We start from the raw sequence: 22926 nt of genomic DNA, 5'->3' as shown, positions 1-22926 counted from the left end.
GCGGCGGCGAAGCCTTGAGCACCTGACGCGTGTGGGCAGACACCGATCGTGCCGGCGTCGGAGTGCGATACGCACGATGGATCGTCTCCTTTCGGAACAGGCGGCCGTTCCGCCTGCTGTCTCTCAGCGTTGTGGCGGAACGCTCGCCCCGTCAGATCCAGCGAGCCGATCGGGTGAGTGAGCCCCACCGCCATCCGCACCGTCGTGTTCACCGACGCGGTGCCGTCCTCATTGCCGCACCAGTCCAACTTTCCTCACGTGCACCACTTATGACAACGACTCATCTCGTGAGGAGAGTGCGACCGGAGCGGCAGGTCAGGCAAGGCGGGCAAGACGAACGAGGTGAACGAGGTGAATGAGGCGAACAAGCCGAGCAAGGCGAATAAGACGAATCGCGAGGCGGCATGGCGCATTCTGCGGCACGGTGTGACGGCGCCGTACGCCATTACGAAGCCGCCACGTGGTGATAACCGGCGCTTCAGCGGCCTCGTTGTGGACTCCCTCCGTCAGCGGAGGCTGTCGCCATAACACCTGTGGAGACCTCGGCGTGGGGGAGCCAGGGCCGGTGCCGAGTTCTGATGGGCCGCTGATGGGGGAAGGCGGTGGAGCGCCATAACCGGAACACATGGGGGCGCGGACAGCTCGTTGCGTCGACCGCGATAACCATGTTGATCTTCTCGTGTGCGCACGGCCGTGCAGCGCGTGCCCAGTCGAGGGAGAGTCATGCGGCTCCGCGACAAAGAACCCATCACCGGATTACTGCGCCTCGGAGGCCGGCCCCAGTGGAAGCCGGCCGTTCCGGTGCGTGTGTCCCATGCGTTCGTCTCGCTGTGTGCCCGGGGCCGGCGTCGGGCCCGCTCGGAGAGCGCCTGGCGCATACCCTCCGCGCCTGACATATCTGACGTCCTCCCCAGGAGCCCCTCGATGCCTCGCACGCCGCGCCCTCCCGTTCCTCGAATCGACGCCCCCGTCATGCGACTGCGTGCTGCTGAAAGTGCCCGGAAGGCACGGGCGATGCCGGGAACCTACGTGTTGTTCGGCAGTTATCCACGGAATCTGGCCAACCGGGTCGTGGCCCGTATCAAGGCGGGAGGCTATCCGGCCTTCGCCGACGGCATGTGGGACGCCACCCGGCGGCAGGACGAGGTGTGGGTGATGTATGTGGGCAGCCGCCTGTCCTGAGGTGGAGAGAAAGGAAAACCGCGCAGATGTTTCTTCTTGCCCGTGGATACGCCGACCACTGGAGCAACTCGGCACTCAGTGGCGGGCGTCGATACCGTGCTGAGCGCCGCCGGGGGGACGTCACCGCCTACCCCGGTGGGCGTTTCTTCAGGGCCGGCGCACGCAACGCTTATGCCGAGTGTCTGCGTGCCATGCTCGTTGCCCGGGGGGCCGCACGCTATTACGACGATGCGGCACCGGACGGCTGGTCCTTGCACGACCTGCGGGCCTGCGCGGCCTTTCAGCGGGCGCAGGGATGGCATCCCAGCCGTTGCAGGGGCATTCCGGACCGCATCACCTGGCGCCTGCTCGTGGACGGCCGCGGCAAGGACATCGTCCCCTGCCCCTCGGTCAGTTACGTCATCACCGACTGCCCCGGTCCCCTGAGGAGCAGGCGGTTCGGTCCGGGATGACGTGCCCGAGCCGGTGGGAGGGAAGTGGGGCGCGAAACGGCTTCCAGCGGCGAACTCCGGGGAAAACCCCGCCTGCCGGCGGGCGGGGAGCCGGCAGGTTCCCCGGCGCCGCTCGGCGGGGCGCCGTCCGCGGCGCGGGCCGTCGGCTCAGCCGGCGGCCGGCGCGTCGATGATGTTGCCGTCCTTGTCGAGCGTGTGGGTGCGCCAGTACACGTCCCACTTGTCGTCGACCTGCTGCGGCACCTTGCCCTCCGGGTATCGCGTGTATCCCGCCGGCAGCTCTTCGCCGTCCGAGACGCACGCCGAACCGGTGTCGCCCACCGCCATGACGGGGTACTCGCCGCTGCTGCAGATGTCCTCCCGGTATTCGAGGCCGGCGCATCCGGTGAGTGCGACGACCGCGACGGCGACCGCGCTTGCGAGGGCGGCGGCCCGGAGCCTGCCGGGCCGGGAGGCGGTGGCGGGTCGGCTGATGCCGTGGGGCGTGGGCACGATCGTCTCCAGTCGTTCGGTGTGCCCCCACTCTCACCGCCGATCGCGGCCGAGCCCTGAGTGCGCGTACTCAGAAGCGCTCGCGCGGATGCTCAACATGCCGCGTTCCGAGGGCTCGACCGGATCCCGCGCCCGGCGGTGTCAGTCGCGCTCCGGCTGAGTCGTCTCCTCGGCGGCCGCGGTCCGCGTGCGACGGCGGCCCAGCGCGGCGGTACCCACGACCACCAGGCCGATGGCGATGACCTTGGCCGCCCCGTGGTAGCCGGTCGCCGGCTCCCCCGGGGTGCCGGGCAGCCAGTCGAGACCCGCGGCGGGAGCGAGGAAGACCCACGCTGCCGCGAGCCCCCCGAGGACGATCAGCGTCACACCACCGCGCGTCCCGAGCCCCGCCCACCAGGGCTCCGGGGCGTAGCTCTGCTCCTCTGTTCGCTCAACGTCCTTGTCGGTCATGGTCCGTTCTCCTGTGCTGTGTGGGGGGTGGCGGTCGCGGGAGAAGACGTCGACAGGGTGCGGGCGGTTCACCGGGCGTATGAGTGGGCCCCCACCAGCGCAAAAACCGCTGGTGGGGGCCGTTTCGGTCCGTGCTCTGGCTTAGTTCAACTAGAACTGGTATCAGTTCTGAAACAGCGTCAGAAGATCCTCGACAGATCCCGATAGACCCCCGATAGAGCCCGATGAGAGATCCCCGAGGGTGATCCCGATGGATCCCCGGTGTCGCACGGTGTGCGGGAGGCGGACGTCATGACCGAGCTGGTCGAGCACGGAGAACTGTTCATCGGAGGCGAGCTGGTCGAACCGCTCGGCTCGGACACGATCGAGGTGGTCTCGCCCCACACCGAGCAGGTCATCGGACGCGTCCCGCACGCGAGCCGGGCCGATGTCGACCGGGCGGTCGCGGCGGCGCGGGGTGCGTTCGACGACGGGCCCTGGCCGCGGATGGGGCTCGAGGAGCGGATCGAGGTCGTCGGCAGGATCAAGGACGCGATCGCCGTGCGGCACGAGGAGATCGCCCGCTCGATCAGTTCGCAGAACGGGTCCCCGTACTCGTGGAGCGTCCTCGCCCAGGCGCTGGGCGCGATGATGGTGTGGGACGCGGCGATCACCGTCGCCCGCGGCTTTGCGTACGAGGAGCGGCGGGACGGAGTCCTCGGGCCGCTCCTCGTACGCCGCGAGCCCGTCGGGGTCGTCGCGGCCGTCGTGCCGTGGAACGTTCCGCAGTTCACCGCCGCCTCGAAGCTCGCGCCCGCGCTGCTCGCCGGGTGCACGGCCGTGCTCAAGCCGTCCCCGGAGTCCCCGCTCGACGCGTACATCCTCGCCGACATCGCGAAGGAGGCCGGGCTGCCGGAGGGGGTGCTGTCGATCCTGCCCGCCGACCGCGAGGTCAGCGAGTACCTGGTCGGGCACCCGGGCGTCGACAAGGTGTCGTTCACGGGCTCGGTCGCCGCGGGCAGGCGCGTGATGGAGGTCGCCGCGCGCAACCTCACGCGCGTCACGCTGGAGCTCGGCGGCAAGTCGGCGGCCGTGATCCTGCCGGACGCCGATCTGGAGGCGGCGGTGCAGGGGATCGTCCCCGCGGCCTGGATGAACAACGGCCAGGCGTGCGTCGCCCAGACCCGCATCCTCGTCCCGCGCTCCCGCTACGACGAGATCGCCGACGCCTTCGCCGCCGCCGCCGGCGCGCTGGTCGTCGGTGATCCGCTGGACCCGGCCACCCAGGTCGGCCCGCTGGTCGCCAAGCGCCAGCAGCAGCGCAACCTCGACTACATCCGGATCGGCCAGGAGGAAGGCGCCAAGATCCTCACCGGCGGCGGCCGCCCGGCGGGCCTGGAACGCGGCTGGTACGTCGAGCCGACGCTCTTCGGCGGAGTCGACAACGCGATGCGGATCGCCCGCGAGGAGATCTTCGGGCCGGTCATCTGCCTGCTGCCGTACGGCGACGAGAGCGAGGCGGCGAAGATCGCCAACGACTCCGAGTACGGGCTGAGCGGCAGCGTGTGGACGGCCGACGCCGAGCACGGCCTCGATTTCGCGCGGCGGGTCAGGACGGGCACGTACAACGTCAACACCTTCAGCCTCGACATGCTCGGGCCATTCGGTGGATACAAGAACTCCGGACTGGGGCGGGAGTTCGGTCCCGAGGGCTTCGGCGCGTACCTTGAGCACAAAATGATCCATTTGCCCGCCGGCTACGGGAGCGAGAACTGATGGGTGACCGCTGGCACATCGAGGTCGACCGGGGCGTCTGCATCGGCTCGGGCATGTGCGTGAACCACGCTCCGGACGGCTTCAAGCTGGACTCCGCCCGCCAGTCGCACCCCCAGGCCGCCGACACCGACGCGAACGAGCTGATCCTCGCCGCGGCGGAGGGCTGCCCGGTGGAGGCGATCCAGATCACGCTGCCGGACTCCGGTGAGGCCGTGTTCCCGCCCGAGGAGTAGCCTCCTGCGGTCGGCTGACGGTGACCAGGGTGGGTAGAGCGGTGGAGAAGTCCGAGGCCAAGCGGCTGCTGGGGCGTGCGCAGGACGCGTTCGACGCCGGGGAGTGGCAGGAGTGCGCGGAGCTGTACGAGCAGGTGCTCGCCCACTACCCGGACGAGCGCCGCAGCGAGGTGTGGTGGTACGACGCGGCCCTCGCGTACAAGTTCCTGCGCGACTGGCCCAAGGCGTACGAACTCGGTCGCGAGGCCGCGGCACGGTCGCCGCGCGGCGAGAGCGACCCGGCCTTCTGGAACCTCGGCATCGCGGCGACGATCCTGCGCGAGTGGGAGGTGGCGCGCGACGCCTGGCGCGGCTTCGGCTTCGCCGTGCCCGACGGCGAGGGCGAGATCACCGACTTCGGCGGCATGGCCTGCGTACGGCTGGACACGGACGGCGAGCGGGAGGTCGTGTGGGCGCGGCGGCTGTGCCCCACCCGGGCGCGCGTGGTGAACGTGCCGGTCACGACGGGGCGGCGGTTCGGCGAGATCGTGGTGCACGACGGCGAGCCGAAGGGCGAGCGGGTCGTCGAGGGGGAGACGTACTACGTCTTCGACGAGCTGATGCTCTTCGAGGACTCGCGGCTGCCCACGCTGAACGTGACGGTGAACGTGGAACGCGCCGCCGACCTGGAGGAGCTCATCTCGCTCTTCGCCGGACGGGACTTCGGGGCCGAGCCGGCGAGCGGTGTGCGCACGCTCTGCGCCTGTTGCAGCGAGGGCAGCCACGAGCAGACGCGTTCGCTGCACGCGGGCGCCCAGCAGCTGGCGCTCGCCGCGCCGGAGGCCGAGGCCAGGCAACTGCTCGACGCCTGGGCCGGGGCCGTGGCGATCGGGCGGAGCTGGAGTGGGCTTCAGCCGGTGGGCTGAGCGCCGGACGTCCGCCGGGGCCCGGGCGGGGGGCCCGTGCTGGTTTCTTGTCCTGGTGGGCGAGGGCTCCGTGCCGGTTTCTCGTTCCGGGCTGGGCGAGGACCCCGTGCCGGTGTCCCGTCCCGGCCCGGGCGAGGTCCCTGCGCCGGTGTCCCGTCCCGGCCCGGGCGAGCGCCCTGCGCCGGTGTCCCGCTCGTGGCTGGTGTCCCGGCCGCGGCTGTCCCGCCTCTGACCGGTCAACCGCCTCTGACCGGTCAACCGCCCCTGGCCGGTCAACCGCCCCTGGCCGGTCAACCGCCCCTGGCCGGTCTACCGGTCGGGACCGGTCTTCCGGTCCGGGGCCGTCAGCTCGATCAGCCGGCACACCGTCTCGATGTCGATCTTCACCTGGGCGATCGACGCACGCCCGGAGAGCCAGGTGATCAGCGCCGAGTGCCAGGTGTGCTCGATGACCCGCACCGCGGACAGCTGCTGCGGCGTCGGGTTCTCAAGACCCATCGCGTCCAGGATGATCGCCGTCGTCTGCCGCGAGACCGTGTCCACCTCGGGGCTCACGCTGCGGTCCGCGAAGGTCAGCGCCCTGACCATCGCGTCCGCGAGATGCGGCTCGCGCTGGAGCGCGCGGAACGCCCGCATCAGCGTCTCGGCGACCCGCTCCGCCGCGCCGTCGGCGGCCGGCGGGCGCTTGCGCAGGGTCGTGTGGAGGTGCTGGAGCTGGTCCTGCATCGTCGCGACCAGCAGATGGATCTTCGACGGGAAGTACCGGTAGAGCGTGCCGAGGGCGACCTCCGCCGCCTCGGCGACCTCGCGCATCTGCACGGCGTCGAAACCGCCCCGGCTGGCGAGCTGCGCGCTCGCGTGCAGGATGCGTCGGCGGCGGGCCTCCTGGCGCTCCGTCAGGGGCGGCGACGCCGGAACGGCCGGCCTGGCTTCCGCGGTCATCTCTCGGGTGTCCTCCGTGGCGCGAATCACCTGATCCACGCCTTACGGCGCGGCTACCTGCCGGTAGATTCGATGCTCCTTGACCGCTTCACGAACGCTCTCCGAGCGATCAGGAACGATCAAGTCTGGAACTTGTTCTAGATTAGCGCGAGCGGTTACGCTCCGGCGAAAGCGCAGTGAGAAGGGGGCCGTGAGTGACCGCTGAGGCCATAGCCGCCGGGCCCCGTCCGGGGACCGCCGACGCCGGTGACCGTCCGCTGCGCATCGCTCTCCTCACGTACAAGGGGAACCCGTTCTGCGGGGGCCAGGGCGTCTACGTACGGCACCTGTCGCGCGAGCTCGCCCGGCTCGGGCACAGCGTCGAGGTCATCGGCGCGCAGCCGTACCCCGTACTGGACGAGGGCGTGCCGCTGACCGAGTTGCCCAGCCTGGACCTGTACCGGCAGCCCGACCCCTTCCGCACCCCCGGGCGCGACGAGTACCGGGACTGGGTCGACCGCCTTGAGGTCGCCGCGATGTGGACCGGCGGCTTTCCCGAGCCGCTGACCTTCTCGCTGCGCGCGAGGCGGCATCTGACCGGGCGGCGCGGGCAGTTCGACGTCGTCCACGACAACCAGACGCTCGGGTACGGGCTGCTCGCCGACCTCGGCGCGCCGCTCGTCACCACGATCCACCACCCCATCACCGTCGACCGGCAGCTGGAGCTCGACGCGGCCCCCGACTGGCGGCGCCGGCTGTCGGTGCGGCGCTGGTACGGCTTCACGCGCATGCAGAAGAGGGTCGCGCAGCGGCTGCCGTCCGTGCTGACCGTCTCCGGGACCTCGCAGCAGGAGATCGTCGAGCACCTCGGGGTGAGGCCGGAGCGGGTGCGGGTCGTGCACATCGGTGCGGACACGGACCTGTTCTCGCCGGACCCGTCCGTCGCCGAGGTACCCGGCCGGATCGTCACCACGTCCAGCGCCGATGTCCCGCTCAAGGGCCTTGTCTTCCTGGTCGAGGCGCTCGCCGGACTCCGTGCGGAGCGCCCGGAGGCCCACCTCGTCGTCGTCGGCAAGCGCGCCGAGGACGGTCCGGTGGCGCGGATGATCGAACGGTACGGGCTCGAAGGCGCCGTCAGGTTCGTGAAGGGCATCTCCGACGCGGAGCTCGTGGACCTCGTGCGCAGCGCGCAGGTGGCGTGCGTGCCGTCGCTGTACGAGGGCTTCTCGCTGCCCGCCGCCGAGGCCATGGCGACGGGGACGCCGCTCGTCGCCACGACGGGCGGGGCGATCCCGGAGGTCGCGGGCCCCGACGGCGAGAGCTGCCTGGCGGTGCCGCCGGGCGACGCCGGCGCGCTCTCCGCCGCGCTCGGCCGGCTGCTGGCCGACGCGGACCTGCGCCGCCGCATCGGCGAGGCGGGCCGTGAGCGTGTCCTGGCCCGCTTCACCTGGGCCCGCGCGGCCCGGGGCACGGCGGCCCTGTACCGCGAATCGATCGCCGCGCGCGCCTCCGCGGGGGCGGCCCGGTGACGCCGGGCGCCGCGGACCGTGCCGTGTCCGGACATACGGACCGAGGGTCCGCAACCACAGCAAGGCGCGCCCTGCGAGGCAAGGGCGCCGTTCACCATTCGGAAGGGCCGGGCCCGTGCTGACCGTCGACTTCTCCCGCTTCCCGCTGGCGCCGGGCGACCGCGTGCTGGACCTCGGCTGTGGCGCGGGACGCCACGCGTTCGAGTGCTACCGGCGCGGCGCGCAGGTCGTCGCGCTCGACCGGAACGGGGACGAGATCCGCGAGGTCGCCAAGTGGTTCGCGGCGATGAAGGAGGCGGGGGAGGCCCCGGAGGGTGCCACCGCCACCGCGATGGAGGGCGACGCCCTCAACCTGCCCTTCCCCGACGAGTCGTTCGACGTCGTCATCATCTCCGAGGTGATGGAGCACATCCCGGACGACAAGGGCGTACTCGCCGAGATGGTCCGCGTGCTCAGGCCCGGCGGGCGGATCGCCGTCACCGTGCCGCGCTACGGCCCCGAGAAGATCTGCTGGGCGCTCTCGGACGCGTACCACGAGGTCGAGGGCGGCCACATCCGCATCTACAAGGCCGACGAACTGCTCGGGAAGATGCGCGAGGCCGGCCTCAAGCCGTACGGCACGCACCACGCGCACGCGCTGCACTCGCCCTACTGGTGGCTGAAGTGCGCGTTCGGCGTCGACAACGACAAGGCGCTGCCGGTGCGCGCGTACCACAAGCTGCTGGTCTGGGACATCATGAAGAAACCGCTCGCGACGCGCGTCACCGAGCAGGCGCTGAACCCGCTGATCGGCAAGAGCTTCGTGGCCTACGCGACCAAGCCGCACACGCCGAAGGTGGGCGCGTGACCTCACCCGGGCGCACCGAGCACCTCGTCCTGCCCGGGGTCCTCACCGCCGAGCAGGCCGCCGAGACGGTCGCCGGGGTCCTCGCCGTCCAGCGCGAGGACGGCGCGATCCCCTGGTTCCGCGGGCACCACCTCGACCCCTGGGACCACACCGAGGCCGCCATGGCCCTGGACGCGGCGGGCGAACACGCCGCCGCCGCCCGGGCCTACGAGTGGCTCGCCGGGCACCAGCTCACCGACGGCTCCTGGTACGCCGCGTACCACGACGGCAACGCCGACGAGCCGACCGACCACGGCCGCGAGACCAACTTCTGCGCGTACGTGGCCGTCGGCGTCTGGCACCACTACCTCGCCACCGGAGACGACGGCTTCCTCGACCGGATGTGGCCGACGGTCCGCGCCGCCGTCGAGTTCGTGCTGCGGCTCCAGCAGCCCGGCGGCCAGATCGGCTGGAAGCGCGAGAGCGACGGCACCGCCGTCACCGACGCGCTGCTGACCGGCAGTTCCTCCGTCCACCACGCCCTGCGCTGCGCCCTCGCCATCGCCGACGAACGCGAGGAGCCCCAGCCCGACTGGGAGCTGGCGACCGGCGCGCTCGCCCACGCGATCCGCCGCCACCCCGAGCGGTTCCTCGACAAGTCCCGCTACTCGATGGACTGGTACTACCCCGTGCTCGGCGGCGCGCTGACGGGCGCGGAGGCGAAGGCCCGCATCGAGGACCGCTGGGACGACTTCGTGGTCCCCGGCCTCGGCGTGCGGTGCGTGCTGCCGAACCCGTGGGTGACGGGCGGCGAGAGCTGCGAACTCGCCCTCGCGCTCTGGGCGATGGGCGAGTCCGACCGCGCGCTGGAGATACTCCAGTCCATCCACCACCTGCGCGCCGACGGCGGTATGTACTGGACGGGATACGTCTTCGAGGGCAACCGGGCCGTCTGGCCCGAGGAGTTGACGACGTGGACGGCCGGCTCCCTGCTGCTGGCCGTGGCGGCCCTCGGCGGCGACGAGGCGACGACGGCGGTCTTCGGCGGCGAGCGCCTGCCGCGGGGGCTGGACCCGAGCTGCTGCGGGTAGGGGCGGGCGACCGCCCTGCCGGCGGTCGGGGCCCGGGGTCCCGGGGCGGCGCCCCGGCCTACCCCTCTCGTACGCCTGTTCGATCACCCGAGTGGCGCAACACCATCCCCCGGGAGACGCTGGCGCTTGGGGCCTGTCGCCTGGATCACGCGAGCCCGGCAGGTGGATCACGCGAGCCCGGCAGGATCCGACCGACAGACCCCAGGTCTCGGGAGGTCAGGGAGGTCTGCCATGCCCACTCCGATACGCCGCACGGCCATGGCGCTGCTGCTCTGCTGCGCGCTGCTCTTCACCGTCCCCGCGTGCGGGGGCAGTGACGAAGCGGGCGGTGGGGCGACACCGACCAGCACGGAGGAAGCGCAGAAGTTCGCCAAGACCCGGTTCGTGGCCAACGCAGGTCTCGCGGCCGGTGCGACGTACCAGTGGATCATCAAGCCCTATCGCGCGGGCAAGTTCAAGGAAGGCGCGGACGGCCGCAAGCTCGCCCTCGTGAAGGCGGGCCTCGCCGGCGCGTTCGCGTACAACAGGCTCAAGGCGGCGTCGAACAACGCCAAGGGCGACCCGCTGCTCTCCAAGGCGGTCGCGCCGCTCACCGCGGGGATCGACGCGCTGAAGGACCTCGGCACCAAGCTCCGCAAGGGCCAGGCGAGCGACGCCGACGTCGGGGCCTTCGAGGACGTCATCAACCAGGTCAAGGGCGCCGGCAAGACCGCGGGCGCCGAGGTCAAGGAGAAGGTGCCGTCCACGTCCCAGCTCGGCGGCGGATAGCCCGCGCGCCGCGCTCCTGCCACCGCAGGACCGCGGTGGCAGGTTAGGGGCGATCCGTGCGGGCGCCGTGACCGGAAGGATTCACCGGCGCGCGACGCCCGGAACGGTGCCTCGCGGCGTTGTCGGGGTCGCCCGAGTACGCCCGGTGCGAGGGCGATCCTCCGCCTTGCGGTGCACCGCAACGGACATCGCGAGCAAGCGACCCGGCGAACCTTTCCGGTCATAGCGCTAGGGGGTGTCCGGTGGATCGGGCTGGGCTCGCGACGCCCTGCGACTCCGTCTCCCGCGTTGTCGTCGGTCGCCAACGCTCCGCGTTGTCTCCTTCCTCCGCCTTGGATCCGAAGCCACATGACGCCGCTCCCTGATCCAGCCTGATCCACCGGACACCCCCTAGCCGTTCAGCTCCGCCAGCACGCGCAGGGTGTGCGGGTCGGGCGCCGTCACCAGAAGGTCCGTCACCGGCCCCTTGCGCCACAACTCCAGCCGCTCCGCGATCCGTTCGCGCGGGCCGACGAGCGAGATCTCGTCGGCGAAGGCGTCCGGGACGGCCAGGACCGCCTCCTCGCGGCGGCCCTCGGCGAACAGCCCCTGGATGCGGCGGGCTGCGTCCTCGTAGCCCATCCGTGCCATCAGATCGGCGTGGAAGTTGCGGGCGGCGTGGCCCATGCCGCCGATGTAGAAGCCGAGCATCGCCTTGACCGGCAGCAGCCCCTCGGCGACATCGTCGCAGACGGCGGCCCGCGCCATCGGCGCGATCACGAAGCTCTCGGGGACCCCCTCCAGCGATGCCTGGTAGACGTCCGTACGGAACGGGGACCAGTACAGCGGCAGCCAGCCGTCGGCGATCCGGGTCGTCTGGGCGATGTTCTTCGGCCCCTCCGCACCGAGCAGGACGGGGAGGCCGGCGCGGAGCGGATGGGTGATCGGCTTGAGCGGCTTGCCGAGACCGGTGCCGTCGTCGCCGGCGTACGGGTGCGCGTGGAAGCGGCCCGCGAGCTCGACCGGCGCCTCGCGGCGCAGGACCTGGCGGATCACGTCGACGTACTCGCGGGTGGCGGTCAGCGGGCTCTTCGGGAACGGGCGGCCGTACCAGCCCTCCACCACCTGCGGTCCGGAGAGGCCGAGTCCGAGGAGCATCCGGCCGCCGGACAGGTGGTCGAGCGTGAGCGCGTGCATCGCGGTGGCGGTCGGCGTGCGGGCGGCCATCTGGGCCACGGCCGTGCCCAGGCGGATACGGGAGGTGTGGGCGGCGATCCAGGTCAGCGGAGTGAAGGCGTCGGAGCCCCAGGCTTCGGCGGTCCACACGGAGTCGTAGCCGAGGCGCTCGGCCTCGCGGGCGAGGTCGAGATGGGCGGGGTTCGGGCCGCGCCCCCAGTAGCCGAGTGCGAGTCCCAGCCGCATCCCCCGCTCCTTTCTGACGAGCCGTCAGTTCACTGCCGCGGGGCGACTGTACGACAACGGCCCCCCGCCCGGAAGGGCGAGGGGCCGTGGAGCCGGAGGCCGGGTGATCAGCCGCGCTGGATCCCGGACGTGTCCTGGAGGACACCGCGCCGGCCGTCCTGCGTCTGGGCCACCAGGCCGGGGCCGCGCTGCTCGACCGCGAGGTACCAGGTGCCGGGCGCCAGCTCGGCGACCGGGGTCGGCGAGCCGTCCTCCGCGTACAGCGGACGGGCCACCGGCACCGCGAACCAGAACGGCGCGAAGTCGGCGCCCGCCGGTCCGGCCGCCGGGACGCCCTGCTGGGGCCCCGGCTGACCGTGCTGCGGCTGGACACCGTACGGCTGCGGCTGCCCGGGCTGGCTGGGCTGACCGTGCTGGCCGTGCTGCTGCATCCCGTACGGCTGCTGCTGGGCGCCCGGGTACCCGTAACCGGCCCCCGGCTGCCCCGGCTGGCCCGGCTGCATCCCGTACGGCTGTGGCGACTGCGGACGCGGAGCCGGCAGGAGCGCACCCTTGAGCGCGGGGACCAGCGGCGTGGCGACGGCCGCGGCAGCGAGGATCAGCGAGGAGATCAGACCGAGGATCAGGCCCGCGCCGGCGCTCACACCTTCCCCGAGGTCGACGATCGTCCAGAAGAAGTTCCAGAACGTGATGATCGCGGCGGCGACACCGAACTGGCCGAGGTCGATCCCGGCGATCCTGCGCGGCTGCGGCAGACCACGGGCGATGACGATGAGCGCCGCGCCGATCACCCCGACCATGTAGACGCCGAGCGCGTTCCCGAGGGTGGCCCAGGCGCTCGGGGGCTCGAGGGGGACCTCGGCGTCGTACGAGATGACGTCGAGGAAGGAGGCGATGAACAGCAGTACCGCTGCTCCGATCACCACGCCATCGCCTCGAGTGAGGGAGCGGATGTTCACGTGAAGGTCCTTAGTCGTTGCGTCGCGTCGGCGCGGTCGTCAGTGCCGCCGGTCGGCGAACAAATCTAGCGCCTGACGCAACTACCCCAGCAGGTAGGTGGTGATGCCGTCGGCGATCCCGCTCGCCGCCTTCTGGCGCCACTGCGGGCTCTTCAGCCGCGCCGCGTCCTTCGTGTCCCGCATGTTCCCGCACTCGATGAACACCTTGGGAACGGTGGACAGGTTGAGACCGCCGAGGTCACCGCGCACGTCCAACCCGGTGCCGTCGCCCACGTAGTTGGAGCGCGGGCTGCCCGTGGCGGTGGCGAACGACCCGGCGATGTGCTTGCCGAGTTCGCGCGACGGGCCGGTGATCTTCGCCGTGTCGGCGGCGCCGTCCTTCACCAGGGCGGGGAGGATCACATGGAATCCGCGGTTCCCCGCCCCCGAACCATCCGCATGGACGGAGACGACGGCGTCGGCCGCAGCCCTGTTGCCGATACGGGCGCGCTCGTCCACGCACGGGCCGTACGGGCGGTCGCCGTCCTGGGTGAAGCGGACGGTCGCGCCCTGCTTCTCCAGCAGGGTGCGAAGACGGTGTGAGACATCGAGGGTGAAATCGGCCTCGCGGTAACCGTCGTCGGTGGCCGTGCCCGTGGTGTCGCATTCCTTGCGGTCGGTTCCGATGTCCACGAGTGCGTTGATCTCGCGGGTGTGGCGGAAGTTGCCCGCGTTGTGGCCGGGGTCGACGACGACGGTCTTCCCGGCGAGGGGGAGAGCGCTCGCGGGCGGTGCGGCGGTCGCTGTCGTGCGGGGGGTGGTGGCAGTGGACTGCCCCTTGGCGGAGTCGGCCGGCTGCGGGGCCTGGGCGCATCCGGCGAGGCAGGCCGCCAGGGCCGCGGCAGCGGCAACGGCGAGCGGTCTGATCCGGTCGTACGGCACTGTCGTCACGTTCGTCGGCACGACGCGATGCTAGTCGGCCTCGCTCAGATCCCCGGCCCGGTGCGGCGCAGCACGCGCAGCGAGTCCGTCGCCGAGACCTCCGTGAAGGCCCCGGACCCCAGCGCGCGCAGATAGATGCGGTACGGCGCCTGACCGGTCCACTCGTCCACCGGGTCGGGGAACACGTCGTGGATCACCAGCAGCCCGCCCTCGGCGATGTGCGGGGCCCACCCCTCGTAGTCGTGCGTGGCGTGCTCGTCGGTGTGGCCGCCGTCGATGAAGACCAGCCCGACCTCCCGGCCCCACACCTTCGCCACCTGCGGCGACCGCCCGACGACGGCGATCACGTGCTCCTCCAGGCCGGCCCTGTGAAGCGTGCGGCGGAACGTGGGCAGCGTGTCCATCCGCCCCACCTCGGGGTCCACGACCTCCGGGTCGTGGTAGTCCCAGCCGGGCTGCTGCTCCTCGCTGCCCCGGTGGTGGTCGACGGTCACGGCGACCGTGCCGGTCGCGCGGGCGGCGTCGGCGAGCAGGAGCGTGGAGCGCCCGCAGTACGTTCCGACCTCCAGCAGCGGCAGCCCGAGCGCCGCCCCGGCCTCGACCGCCGCCGCGTACAGCGCCAGGCCCTCCTGCGCGGGCATGAAGCCCTTGGCGGCCTCGAAGGCGGCCAGGGTCTCCGGCTCGGGAGCGGCGGGAGCGGCGGGAGCGGCGGGGGCGGCGGGAGCGGCGGCCATGGCGGGTTCCTTCGGCTCGTACGCGTGTCTGGGCGGTCCATCGTGCCGCACGCCCCACCGGCGAGGTGAATCGCGTGATTCGCATCACCTGTGTGCGACGTCTTGATTACGCTCGGCCACAGACCAAGAAACTGGGGGTGACCGCCTCGTGGCCCACATCCGCGACCTCGATCCCAGCGCCTCGCCGCTGGACTACTTCGGCTCCGAACTCCGTCGCCTGAGAGAGGACGCCGGGCTCACCCAGGGCGAGCTCGGCAGTTGTGTCTTCTGTACGGGATCGCTGGTCGGCCAGATCGAGACGGCGAGGAAGGTGCCGACCCGCGACTTCAGCGAGCGGGTGGACGCGGCGCTGGGGACGGGCGGGGTGTTCTCGCGGCTGGTGGGGCTGGTGCTGCGGAGCCAGCTGCCGAGCTGGTTCCAGGCGTACGCGGAGATGGAGGCGACGGCGACGTACATCTCCACCTTCCAGGTGCAGTTGGTCTACGGACTCTTGCAGACGGAGGAGTAAGCACGGGCGCTGCTGAACGTCGACCGTCCGGACGAGGCCGATGAGCTCGTGGCAGCGCGCATGGACCGCCAGCGCATCCTGGCACGTGAGAACCCGCCGGTGCTGTGGGTGGTCATGGACGAAGCGGTGCTGCACCGCGTGGTCGGCAGCCGCGAGGTGATGCGGAGTCAACTCGCACATATGTTGAGCTTTCTGGACCGCTCGTGGGTGCAGATCCAGGTGTTGCCCTTCTCGACCGGCCAGCACACGGGGATGCTCGGGTCGTTCAACCTGCTGAGGTTCGACAGCAATCCAGACCTCTTCTACACCGAGAGCTACGACACCGGACACATGACCGCCAACCCGCAAGTGATCAGGGAGCGTTCCGTCGGTTACGCTCGCCTCCGGGCCGAGGCGCTCTCCACCAGGGAGTCGGCAGCGCTGATCGCTCGCGTAATGGAGGAACGCTATGGGCACGATCCAGGACCTGACGGGCGCGACGTGGCGTAAGTCCAGCTACAGCGGAACTACGGGCGGCGACTGCGTCGAATGCGCACCGCTCGGCGCCGCCGCCTGGCGCAAGTCGTCGTACAGCGGCACCACCGGCGGCGAGTGCGTCGAAGTCGCCCCCCACCCCCACCGCGTCGCCGTCCGCGACTCCAAGTGCCCCGAAGGCCCCGTCTTCGCCGTCGCGCCCGCCGCCTTCGCGGCGTTCGTCGCGGCGGCGGCCGAAGGAGCCGTCAGCCCCGGGGGTCGGTGACCGTCCCAAGGAAGAGGACGGCTCCGGTCCGGCGGTCCGAGACGGTGAACGCGAACGGCCGGTCGGCGCGGAACACGATCGGGTGCAGCGGCAAGGACGACTTCATCGCGCCGCCGGTCACCGAGGCGGCCTCCGTGCCGTTCTCGTCCACCCGGATGTGCGTCTTGTGCACCACCTTGCTCAGCGAGGCGGCCGTCGGCGACATCCGGGAGAAGTCGGCCTCCGGGCCGAACGCCGCGCCCATGCCGAGCCGGTCCAGGGCGTCGTTGAGCTCCAGGGACCAGGTGAGTTCGAAGCGCGGGAGCGCCAGTTCGTGCACCTTCTCCTCGCGGAGTGCGGTCACGCCGGCCGCCCATTCGGCCGCGTCGAGCCGGTCGAGGAGCGCGCCGAGGCCGGAGCCGGGGGAGGGGAGCAGTACCTCCATCCCGTACCGCCGCTCCTTGCCGTAGGGCAGGCGCAGCATGGTGTAGCCGTCGCGCTCGGCGTACCCGAGCCGCTCCTCGCGCAGGCTCATCATCGGGACGGTGGCGGTGCGGCCGTCGGCGAGCGTGAACGGCTCCTGCCGGGTGGCCTCCGCGTCGAAACGGACGGTCCAGGTGCCCAGGAAGTAGACCGCGTTGAGCAGGACGAGCGCCGTGTCCGCGGAGGGAAGCCCCAGGTCGCGGGCGATCGCCGGGATGCGCCCTTCGGTGTTGTCGCTCGCCCACCGGTCGATCTCGTCGGCCGTGCGCTGCGCCGCCAGATCGGCTTCCTTCGCCGTCGCACCGAACGCGCCGGTGACGAAGTCGAGGTAGTCCTTCCGCAGCGGTGTGCCGTGCGCGGCCCACAGGGCGTTCGCCACGGAGAGCGTCACGTCGTCGGTGTCCGCCAGCATCCGCAGCAGGGCGCCCGAGCGCACGTCGCGCGCATGCGGGAGGTGCAGGGTGCGGGCCATGTCGCGCGCGGTGTCGCCGTCGGCCCCGGCGAGGACCATCGCGAGGAGCACCGCGACCGACACCGGGGAGGTCACGGTGTTGCGGAGCCGCGATCCGTCGGCCTCCTTGAGCAGGTCGAAGCCGAAGGCGTTCACGGCCTGTGCCACGGCTTCGGCGTCGCCCTCCCGCAGCCGTGCCACGAGCTGTCCGTCGATGCGCGCGGCGTCGCCCGGCGGGCCTTCCTCGGCCCCGCAGGCGGTCAGCAGCGCCACCACCGCGGCCCCCAGCACCGTACGTCTCGCCAGCACGGACCCCACCCCCCCGGCCACACCGGTATGTCCTCCCGAACGGTCCTGGGACGTACGGGGCGTTCGCGAGGTTCCGTGCCGCCGTCCGTCCCTCTCCCCTCGTCTGACCTTCCGTCAGATTGGAACGTGTTCTAGTCTGCCGCCCATGGGGAGCACCAGCGCCGCAGTCACCGGAAGCATCGGAATCACCCAGGAGCACGGCGAGTTGGCGGACTCCGTACGCCGCTGGCTCGCGCGGGCCGTACCGCCCGAAGCCGTACGGAAACTCCTCGACGCACCCGGCAGCGCGGACGCCGGGCGGCCCGCGTACTGGGACGGGGCGGCCGAGCAGGGACTCCTCGGACCGCACCTGCCCGAGGAGTACGGCGGCGGGGGCGGAACCCTCCTCGACCTCGCGGTCGTCCTGGAGGAGGCCGGGCGGGCCGCGCTGCCAGGGCCATACCTTCCCAGCGCGCTCGCCTCCGCCGTGCTCGCCCGGGCCGGGCGCGGCGATCTGGCGCGGACGCTCGCGGACGGGGAGCGGATCGGCGCCGTCGCCCTCGGCCCGGGGACGATCACCGCGGTCCCGACCCCGGACGGCGGCCACCGGCTCGACGGGACCGCGCCGCCCGTGCTCGGCGGCGGCCACGCCGATCTGCTCGTCCTCGGGACCACCTCCGGCTGGTTCGCCGTGGACGCCGCGGACCTCGCGGTACCCGGATCGATACGCGGCCACGAGAGCGCCGACCCGACCCGCCCCACCGCCGAGGTCACCGCGCACGCCTTCACCGCGCCCCCCGACCGGCGGCTGGACGTCGACCCCGGCCTCGTACCCGACCTCGCCGCCGTGCTGTTCGCGGCGGACGCCTGCGGCACCGCCTCCTGGGCGCTGGCCACCGCCACCGCGTACGCGAAGGTGCGCGAGCAGTTCGGGCGCCCCATCGGGCAGTTCCAGGCGGTCAAGCACCTGTGCGCGGACATGCTCGTACGCCTCGCCCAGGCACGGGCGCTCACCTGGGACGCGGCCCGCGCCGCCGACGAGCCGCCGCCGGTGCGGGGCCTCACCGCCGCGCTCGCCGCAGCGACCGCGCTCGACGCCGCGTACAGCTGCGCCAAGGACTGCATCCAGATCCTCGGCGGCATCGGCTTCACCTGGGAGCACGACGCCCATCTGCATCTGCGCCGGGCCCTCGTCGCCCGCCAGCTCCTCGGACCCGGCGACACCCACCGGCTCCGGGCGGTCCGGCTCGCAGCGGCGGGCGCCCGCCGGGAACTGCGCCTGGAACTGCCGCCGGAGGCCGAGCCCCATCGCACGGCCGCCCGTGCCGCCCTCGCCCCCGTCCGCGGCGCGCAGCCCGCGGCCGCCCGGCGCGTCCTCGCCCCCACCGGCTACGCCGCCCCGCACCTCCCGCCCCCGTACGGACTCGGCGCCGGACCCCTCCAGCAGCTCGCCGTCGAGCAGGAGATGCGGGCGGCCGGCGTCAGGGTGAGCGACCTTTCCGTCGCGACCTGGGTCGTCCCGTCCCTCATCGCCTACGGCACCCAGGAGCAGAAGGACCGCTATCTGCCCGCGACCCTGCGCGGCGAACTGCTCTGGTGCCAGCTCTTCAGCGAACCCGGCGCCGGCTCCGACCTCGCGAGCCTGCGCACCCGGGCCGAGCGCACCCCCGACGGCCGCTGGCGGATCACCGGCCAGAAGGTGTGGACGAGCGCCGCCCAGTGGGCCGACCACGGCATCCTCCTCGCCCGCACCGACCCCGACGCCCCCCGGCACAAGGGCCTCACCTACTTCGTCGTCGACATGAAGACCACCGACGGCATCGACATCCGCCCGCTGAAGGAGATCACCGGCGAATCCCTCTTCAACGAGGTGTACTTCGACGGCGCGCTGCTGCCCGCCGACGCCGTCGTCGGCGCGGTCGGCGACGGCTGGCGCGTCGCCCGCAACACGCTCGGCAACGAACGGGTCCACATGGCCGACCAGCTGAGCTTCGACACCGGCCTGGAGGAGCTGCTCGCCCGGGCGCCCGGCCTCGACGACACCCACCGCGCCCGGATCGGCGCCCTCGCCGCCGAGGCGCACGCCCTCGCCTGCATCGGACTGCGCACCACCCTCCAGCAGGTCGACGGCGCGGAGCCCGGCCCCGACGCCTCCGTACGCAAACTCGTCCAGACCCCGCACCAGCAGCAGGTCGCCGAACTCGCCCTGGAACTCCTCGGGCCCGCCGGCGCGGTCCGCGAGGGCGCCGGCGAGCGGGCCGTCCACGGGCTGCTGATGTCCCGCTGCCTGACCATCGCGGGCGGCACCACCCAGGTCCAGCGCAATGTCGTCGCCGAGCGGATCCTCGGCCTGCCCAGGGACTGAGAGGAAGAGGATGAAGAGCTACATCGTCGGTGTCGGGATGACGAAGTTCGAGAAGCCCGAGACCCGGGACTGGCAGTACTGGGACATGGCCAGGGAGGCCGGCACCGCCGCGCTCGACGACGCCGGCGTCCCCTACGGGCTGGTCGAGCAGGTGCCCGTCGGCTACTGCTTCCAGCCCTCGACCGCCGGCCAGCGCGCCGCGTACGAACTCGGCCTCACCGGCGTCCCCGTCTACAACGTCAACAACAACTGCGCGACCGGCTCGACCGCGCTGATGATGGCGCGGCAGTTCGTCGCGGGCGGGATCAGCGACTGCGTCCTGGCGCTCGGCTTCGAGAAGATGAAGAGGGGCGCGCTCGGGGGAGGGGCGGACGGGGGCGACTTCTCCACGTCACCCGTCGCCCGGCACTACGGCGTCATGGCCGCCGCGCACGGCTTCGAGATGACCCCGCCCACCGCCCAGATCTTCGGCAACGCGGCGCGCGAGCACATGGAGCGCCACGGCACCACCGAGCGGCAGCTCGCCGCCGTCGCCGCCAAGAACCACCGGCACTCGGCGGACAACCCCAACGCCCAGTTCCGGGACGTGTACGAGACCGACGAGATCCTCGCCGCCAGGACCGTCCACCGGCCGCTCACCAAGCTCCAGTGCTCGCCGACCTCCGACGGGGCCGCCGCGGCGCTCGTCGTCTCCGAGCGGTTCGTCGTCGAACACGGCCTGCACGACAAGGCCGTGGAGATCGCCGCGCAGGCCATGACCACCGACACCGCCGACTCCTTCGCCTCCGGCTCCTGCATCGACGTCGTCGGCCGGCCCATGTCGCGGGCGGCCGCCCGGCAGGCGTACGAGGCGTCCGGGCTCGGCATCGAGGACATCGACGTCATCGAGCTGCACGACTGCTTCTCCGTCAACGAGCTGCTGACGTACGAGGCGCTCGGCATGTGCGCGGACGGCGAGTCCGGGAAGCTCGTCGAGTCGGGGGCCACGACGCACGGCGGCCGATGGGTGGTCAACCCGTCCGGCGGGCTGATCTCCAAGGGCCACCCGCTGGGCGCGACCGGACTCGCCCAGGCCGCCGAACTCACCTGGCAGCTACGGGGGGAGGCGGGCGCCCGACAGGTCCCCGGCGCCCGCACGGGCCTCGCGCACAACATCGGGCTCGGCGGGGCGGCCGTCGTGACGGTGCTGCGCAAGGGGTAGCCCGGGGCCCGAGCCCTCGGTCGTTCACAGTCCCGTCTGCTCGGCGGCGTCCGGCACGCTCCCCCAGAGTTCGCGCCTGGGAGGTGCCCCCACCCCCGTAGCCCTTCGGGCACGGGAGGTGCCCCCACCGCATGGACTCCCCCCTCCTCCGCCTTGCGATCGCCCGCACCAGCAGACGCCGCCGGGCCCGCCCTTCGGGCGGACGACGCCACTTCGAAGACACGACCTAGGACCAGAGGTCCCGGGGCCCGTACACCGAAATCCGCATGTACGGACCGACAGGAGCCTGGGACCATGACGGTCATGGTCCCGGCCCCTTCAGACGCAGCAGCCCCTCTGACCGCCGCCCGCCGCCGTGCCGCGCCGCCCATGTGGGCGGTCGTGCTGGCCGCCTGCGCCGCGCAGTTCCTCGTCGTCCTCGACGTGTCCGTGGTCAACACGGCGCTGCCGTCGATGCGGGCCGACCTGGGGCTGAGCGCCGTCGGGCTCCAATGGGTCGTCAACGCGTACTCGATCGCCTTCGCAGGATTCATGCTGCTCGGCGGGCGGGCCGGGGACCTCTACGGGCGCAAGCGGATGTTCCTGGTGGGGCTGGGGCTGTTCACCCTCGCCTCCCTCGCGGGCGGGCTCGCGCAGGAGGGCTGGCAGCTGCTGGCCGCGCGCGCCGGGCAGGGGCTGGGCGCCGCGGTGCTCGCGCCCTCCACGCTGACGCTGCTCACCGCGGCCGTGCCCGAGGGCCCCGCGCGCGCCCGGGCCATCGCCACCTGGACCGCGGTCGGTGCGGGCGGAGGCGCCGCGGGCGGGCTCGTCGGCGGGCTGCTGACCGACGCGCTCTCCTGGCGCTGGACACTGCTGATCAATGTGCCGGTCGGTGCGCTCGTGCTGCTGCTGGGCGCACGGTGGCTGAGGGAGAGCCGGGCAGGTGAGCGGCGCCGGCTCGACCTGCCGGGCGCGGTGCTCGTCACGGTGGGCCTCGCGACGCTCGCGTTCGGCATCGTCCAGACCGAGCAGCAGGGCTGGGCGGCCGCCGGGACCGTCGTGCCGCTGACGGCGGGGCTGGTCCTGCTCCTGGGTTTCGTCGGCGTCGAGGCGCGGGCGAAGTCGCCGCTGATGCCGCTGAAGCTCTTCCGGGTGCGGTCGGTGTCGGCGGCCAACGCGTCGATGTTCACCTGCGGCGCCGCGATGTTCTGCATGTGGTTCTTCATGACGCTGTACGCCCAGAACGTCCTCGGCTACAGCCCGCTGGAGGCCGGACTCGCCCTGATGCCCAGCTCGCTCGCCGTGGTCGTCGGCTCGAAACTCGCACCGCGCCTGATGCGTCGGCTCGGCGCCCGCAACGTCGCCGTACTCGGTGTGCTGGTGTCCGCCGCCGGCTTCGCCTGGCAGTCCACGATGGCCGCGCACGGCTCGTACGTCACCGCGATCATGCTGCCCGGCATCGTCATGATGGCCGGCGGCGGTCTCGCGGGCACCCCGCTCGCCACCCTCGCCACCTCGGGCGCGGAGCCGTCCGACGCCGGCCTCGTCTCCGGCCTGATCAACACCTCCCGTGTCATGGGCGGCGCACTCGGCCTCGCCGTCCTCTCGACGGTCGCGGCGGCGAGGACGGGCGGCGGGACGTCCCCGGAGGCGCTGACCGCCGGATACGCGCTGGCGTTCAGGACGGGGACGTGGGTGCTGCTGGGCGGGGTGGTGCTGATGCTGCTGTGGCTGCCGCGGGACGGACGGGCGCGGGGCTGACCACCGGGGCCCGCCACGCCCCGTACCCCGGCAGCCCGATACCGGGCTCAGTCCGGCGGTGCCAGCGCCGGGTCGATGACCGTCTCACCGCGCAGCACCGCCCGGATCGCCGCCGTCAGCTCCGCCAACGGGCCGTCCTTGACCAGGATGCCCGCCGCCCCGCCGGCCAGCGCACGGCGCAGCTGGTCGGGCCGTGCGACGGTGGTCAGCATCAACACCCGGCACTCCGGTGCCTCGTCGTGCAGCCGCGCCGCCGCGTCCAGCCCGCCGAGCCCCGGCAGGTCCACCTCCAGCAGCGCCACATCGGGCCGCGCCGCCAGCGCGGCGTCGACGATCTCGTCACCGCGCCCCACCTGTGCGACGACGTCGATGTCCTCCGCGAGGCCGAGCAGCAGCGCGAGTGCGCCGTGGGCCGTGCCCTCGGCGAGAAGGACTCTGATCACCTGGCCGAGCCTATGTCCGCTCCGACCTGCACGGCGGGCCGACACACCCGCATCTGACGTTGTGTCAGGAGCCTTCACAAGTCCTGGGGGGTGCGTTATACATAGGGGCC

At 72.3% G+C, this 22926-nt stretch carries 21 protein-coding genes and 2 pseudogenes; 14 read left to right on the top strand and 9 right to left on the bottom strand.

Annotated features, from left to right (window positions below):
• Positions 1–1014: 1014 nt before the first annotated feature.
• Entirely contained in the window at positions 1015–1182 is a 168-nt protein-coding gene (locus tag KK483_RS09630) for a hypothetical protein (RefSeq protein ID WP_262004805.1), read from the top strand.
• 26 nt (positions 1183–1208) lie between these two features.
• A complete protein-coding gene (locus KK483_RS09625; RefSeq protein ID WP_262004804.1) occupies positions 1209–1634 on the top strand; it encodes a peptidoglycan-binding protein in 426 nt (141 codons plus the stop codon).
• A gap of 147 nt (positions 1635–1781) precedes the next feature.
• Here the strand turns inward: KK483_RS09625 and KK483_RS09620 are convergent, their stop codons facing one another.
• Together KK483_RS09620 and KK483_RS09615 are read right to left on the bottom strand one after the other, a co-directional pair.
• A complete protein-coding gene (locus KK483_RS09620) occupies positions 1782–2126 on the bottom strand; it encodes an SCO0607 family lipoprotein (protein WP_262004803.1) in 345 nt (114 codons plus the stop codon).
• Positions 2127–2267: 141 nt separating this feature from the next.
• On the bottom strand, positions 2268–2576 hold the full coding sequence (locus KK483_RS09615) for a hypothetical protein (protein WP_262004802.1): 309 nt from the start codon (positions 2574–2576) through the stop codon (positions 2268–2270).
• A gap of 291 nt (positions 2577–2867) precedes the next feature.
• On the opposite strand from KK483_RS09615, the gene KK483_RS09610 reads away from it, so the two are divergent.
• Genes KK483_RS09610 through KK483_RS09600 form a run of 3 tightly spaced genes read left to right on the top strand, consistent with a single transcriptional unit; the run spans position 2868 to position 5469 of the window.
• A complete protein-coding gene (locus KK483_RS09610) occupies positions 2868–4331 on the top strand; it encodes an aldehyde dehydrogenase (protein ID WP_262004801.1) in 1464 nt (487 codons plus the stop codon).
• On the top strand, positions 4331–4564 hold the full coding sequence (locus KK483_RS09605) for a ferredoxin (protein WP_242335314.1): 234 nt from the start codon (positions 4331–4333) through the stop codon (positions 4562–4564). Before KK483_RS09610 ends, KK483_RS09605 begins: the two co-directional genes overlap by 1 nt.
• 41 nt (positions 4565–4605) lie before the next feature.
• Complete coding sequence (locus KK483_RS09600; RefSeq protein WP_262004800.1) at positions 4606–5469, top strand: tetratricopeptide repeat protein; 864 nt, start codon at positions 4606–4608, stop codon at positions 5467–5469.
• 309 nt (positions 5470–5778) lie between these two features.
• Here KK483_RS09600 and KK483_RS09595 read toward each other — a convergent pair whose 3' ends face one another.
• Entirely contained in the window at positions 5779–6411 is a 633-nt protein-coding gene (locus tag KK483_RS09595) for a TetR family transcriptional regulator (protein ID WP_262004799.1), read from the bottom strand.
• Between the two features lie 194 nt (positions 6412–6605).
• On the opposite strand from KK483_RS09595, the gene KK483_RS09590 reads away from it, so the two are divergent.
• The 4 genes from KK483_RS09590 (at position 6606) to KK483_RS09575 (ending at position 10604) form a co-directional block, all read left to right on the top strand.
• On the top strand, positions 6606–7919 hold the full coding sequence (locus tag KK483_RS09590) for a glycosyltransferase family 4 protein (protein WP_262004798.1): 1314 nt from the start codon (positions 6606–6608) through the stop codon (positions 7917–7919).
• Between the two features lie 115 nt (positions 7920–8034).
• The gene (locus tag KK483_RS09585; RefSeq protein ID WP_262004797.1) at positions 8035–8766 is read left to right on the top strand and encodes a class I SAM-dependent methyltransferase; all 732 of its coding nucleotides are present in this window, start codon (positions 8035–8037) and stop codon (positions 8764–8766) included.
• Entirely contained in the window at positions 8763–9836 is a 1074-nt protein-coding gene (locus tag KK483_RS09580; protein WP_262004796.1) for a prenyltransferase, read from the top strand. Before KK483_RS09585 ends, KK483_RS09580 begins: the two co-directional genes overlap by 4 nt.
• 231 nt (positions 9837–10067) lie before the next feature.
• Positions 10068–10604 (top strand): hypothetical protein, encoded by a 537-nt coding sequence (locus tag KK483_RS09575; RefSeq protein ID WP_262004795.1) that lies wholly within the window; start codon positions 10068–10070, stop codon positions 10602–10604.
• Positions 10605–10994: 390 nt separating this feature from the next.
• Here KK483_RS09575 and KK483_RS09570 read toward each other — a convergent pair whose 3' ends face one another.
• From KK483_RS09570 to KK483_RS09555, 4 genes are all read right to left on the bottom strand, one after another.
• A complete protein-coding gene (locus tag KK483_RS09570; RefSeq protein WP_262004794.1) occupies positions 10995–12005 on the bottom strand; it encodes an LLM class F420-dependent oxidoreductase in 1011 nt (336 codons plus the stop codon).
• A gap of 107 nt (positions 12006–12112) precedes the next feature.
• Positions 12113–12964 carry a DUF5336 domain-containing protein gene (locus KK483_RS09565; RefSeq protein ID WP_262004793.1) on the bottom strand — a complete coding sequence of 284 codons (852 nt, stop codon included), beginning with the start codon at positions 12962–12964 and terminating at the stop codon, positions 12113–12115.
• Between the two features lie 81 nt (positions 12965–13045).
• The gene (locus tag KK483_RS09560; RefSeq protein ID WP_262004792.1) at positions 13046–13906 is read right to left on the bottom strand and encodes an N-acetylmuramoyl-L-alanine amidase; all 861 of its coding nucleotides are present in this window, start codon (positions 13904–13906) and stop codon (positions 13046–13048) included.
• A gap of 23 nt (positions 13907–13929) precedes the next feature.
• Positions 13930–14619, bottom strand: a complete 690-nt coding sequence (locus tag KK483_RS09555) for a class I SAM-dependent methyltransferase (protein ID WP_262004791.1) — start codon at positions 14617–14619, stop codon at positions 13930–13932.
• Between the two features lie 148 nt (positions 14620–14767).
• Between KK483_RS09555 and KK483_RS09550 the strand changes: the two are divergent.
• Together KK483_RS09550 and KK483_RS09545 are read left to right on the top strand one after the other, a co-directional pair.
• A pseudogene (locus KK483_RS09550) lies at positions 14768–15616 on the top strand (helix-turn-helix domain-containing protein).
• Positions 15576–15866 (top strand): DUF397 domain-containing protein, encoded by a 291-nt coding sequence (locus KK483_RS09545; protein ID WP_262004790.1) that lies wholly within the window; start codon positions 15576–15578, stop codon positions 15864–15866. Before KK483_RS09550 ends, KK483_RS09545 begins: the two are co-directional and overlap by 41 nt.
• On the opposite strand, the gene KK483_RS09540 is transcribed toward KK483_RS09545, so the two are convergent.
• A complete protein-coding gene (locus KK483_RS09540; RefSeq protein ID WP_262004789.1) occupies positions 15847–17088 on the bottom strand; it encodes a serpin family protein in 1242 nt (413 codons plus the stop codon). The two genes, KK483_RS09545 and KK483_RS09540, sit on opposite strands and share 20 nt — an antisense overlap.
• Before the next feature lie 145 nt (positions 17089–17233).
• Between KK483_RS09540 and KK483_RS09535 the strand changes: the two genes are divergently transcribed.
• From KK483_RS09535 to KK483_RS09525, 3 genes are all read left to right on the top strand, one after another.
• The gene (locus KK483_RS09535) at positions 17234–19432 is read left to right on the top strand and encodes an acyl-CoA dehydrogenase (RefSeq protein WP_262004788.1); all 2199 of its coding nucleotides are present in this window, start codon (positions 17234–17236) and stop codon (positions 19430–19432) included.
• 10 nt (positions 19433–19442) lie between these two features.
• Positions 19443–20633: a lipid-transfer protein gene (locus KK483_RS09530; protein ID WP_262004787.1), complete on the top strand. Its 1191-nt coding sequence runs from the start codon at positions 19443–19445 to the stop codon at positions 20631–20633.
• Between the two features lie 294 nt (positions 20634–20927).
• A complete protein-coding gene (locus KK483_RS09525; protein WP_262004786.1) occupies positions 20928–22373 on the top strand; it encodes an MFS transporter in 1446 nt (481 codons plus the stop codon).
• 59 nt (positions 22374–22432) lie between these two features.
• On the opposite strand, the pseudogene KK483_RS09520 reads toward KK483_RS09525, so the two are convergent.
• A pseudogene (locus KK483_RS09520) lies at positions 22433–22861 on the bottom strand (response regulator); the annotation flags it as partial.
• Between the last annotated feature and the right edge of the window lie 65 nt (positions 22862–22926).

The sequence above is a fragment of the Streptomyces sp. FIT100 genome (genome assembly GCF_024584805.1).
Classification (GTDB): Bacteria; Actinomycetota; Actinomycetes; order Streptomycetales; family Streptomycetaceae; genus Streptomyces.
The sequence above is the reverse complement of the archived record's forward strand: the minus strand, read 5'-3'. Positions and strand labels throughout refer to the sequence as shown.

Bases quoted from the DNA above. Each gene is read 5' to 3' on its own strand.
- KK483_RS09630 (WP_262004805.1), top strand. From the start codon at position 1,015: ATGCCGGGAACCTACGTGTTGTTCGGCAGTTATCCACGGAATCTGGCC.
- KK483_RS09625 (WP_262004804.1), top strand. From the start codon at position 1,209: ATGTTTCTTCTTGCCCGTGGATACGCCGACCACTGGAGCAACTCGGCA.
- KK483_RS09615 (WP_262004802.1), bottom strand. From the start codon at position 2,576: ATGACCGACAAGGACGTTGAGCGAACAGAGGAGCAGAGCTACGCCCCG.
- KK483_RS09610 (WP_262004801.1), top strand. From the start codon at position 2,868: ATGACCGAGCTGGTCGAGCACGGAGAACTGTTCATCGGAGGCGAGCTG.
- KK483_RS09605 (WP_242335314.1), top strand. From the start codon at position 4,331: ATGGGTGACCGCTGGCACATCGAGGTCGACCGGGGCGTCTGCATCGGC.
- KK483_RS09595 (WP_262004799.1), bottom strand. From the start codon at position 6,411: ATGACCGCGGAAGCCAGGCCGGCCGTTCCGGCGTCGCCGCCCCTGACG.
- KK483_RS09575 (WP_262004795.1), top strand. From the start codon at position 10,068: ATGCCCACTCCGATACGCCGCACGGCCATGGCGCTGCTGCTCTGCTGC.
- KK483_RS09570 (WP_262004794.1), bottom strand. From the start codon at position 12,005: ATGCGGCTGGGACTCGCACTCGGCTACTGGGGGCGCGGCCCGAACCCC.
- KK483_RS09555 (WP_262004791.1), bottom strand. From the start codon at position 14,619: ATGGCCGCCGCTCCCGCCGCCCCCGCCGCTCCCGCCGCTCCCGCCGCT.
- KK483_RS09545 (WP_262004790.1), top strand. From the start codon at position 15,576: ATGGGCACGATCCAGGACCTGACGGGCGCGACGTGGCGTAAGTCCAGC.
- KK483_RS09535 (WP_262004788.1), top strand. From the start codon at position 17,234: ATGGGGAGCACCAGCGCCGCAGTCACCGGAAGCATCGGAATCACCCAG.
- KK483_RS09530 (WP_262004787.1), top strand. From the start codon at position 19,443: ATGAAGAGCTACATCGTCGGTGTCGGGATGACGAAGTTCGAGAAGCCC.
- KK483_RS09525 (WP_262004786.1), top strand. From the start codon at position 20,928: ATGACGGTCATGGTCCCGGCCCCTTCAGACGCAGCAGCCCCTCTGACC.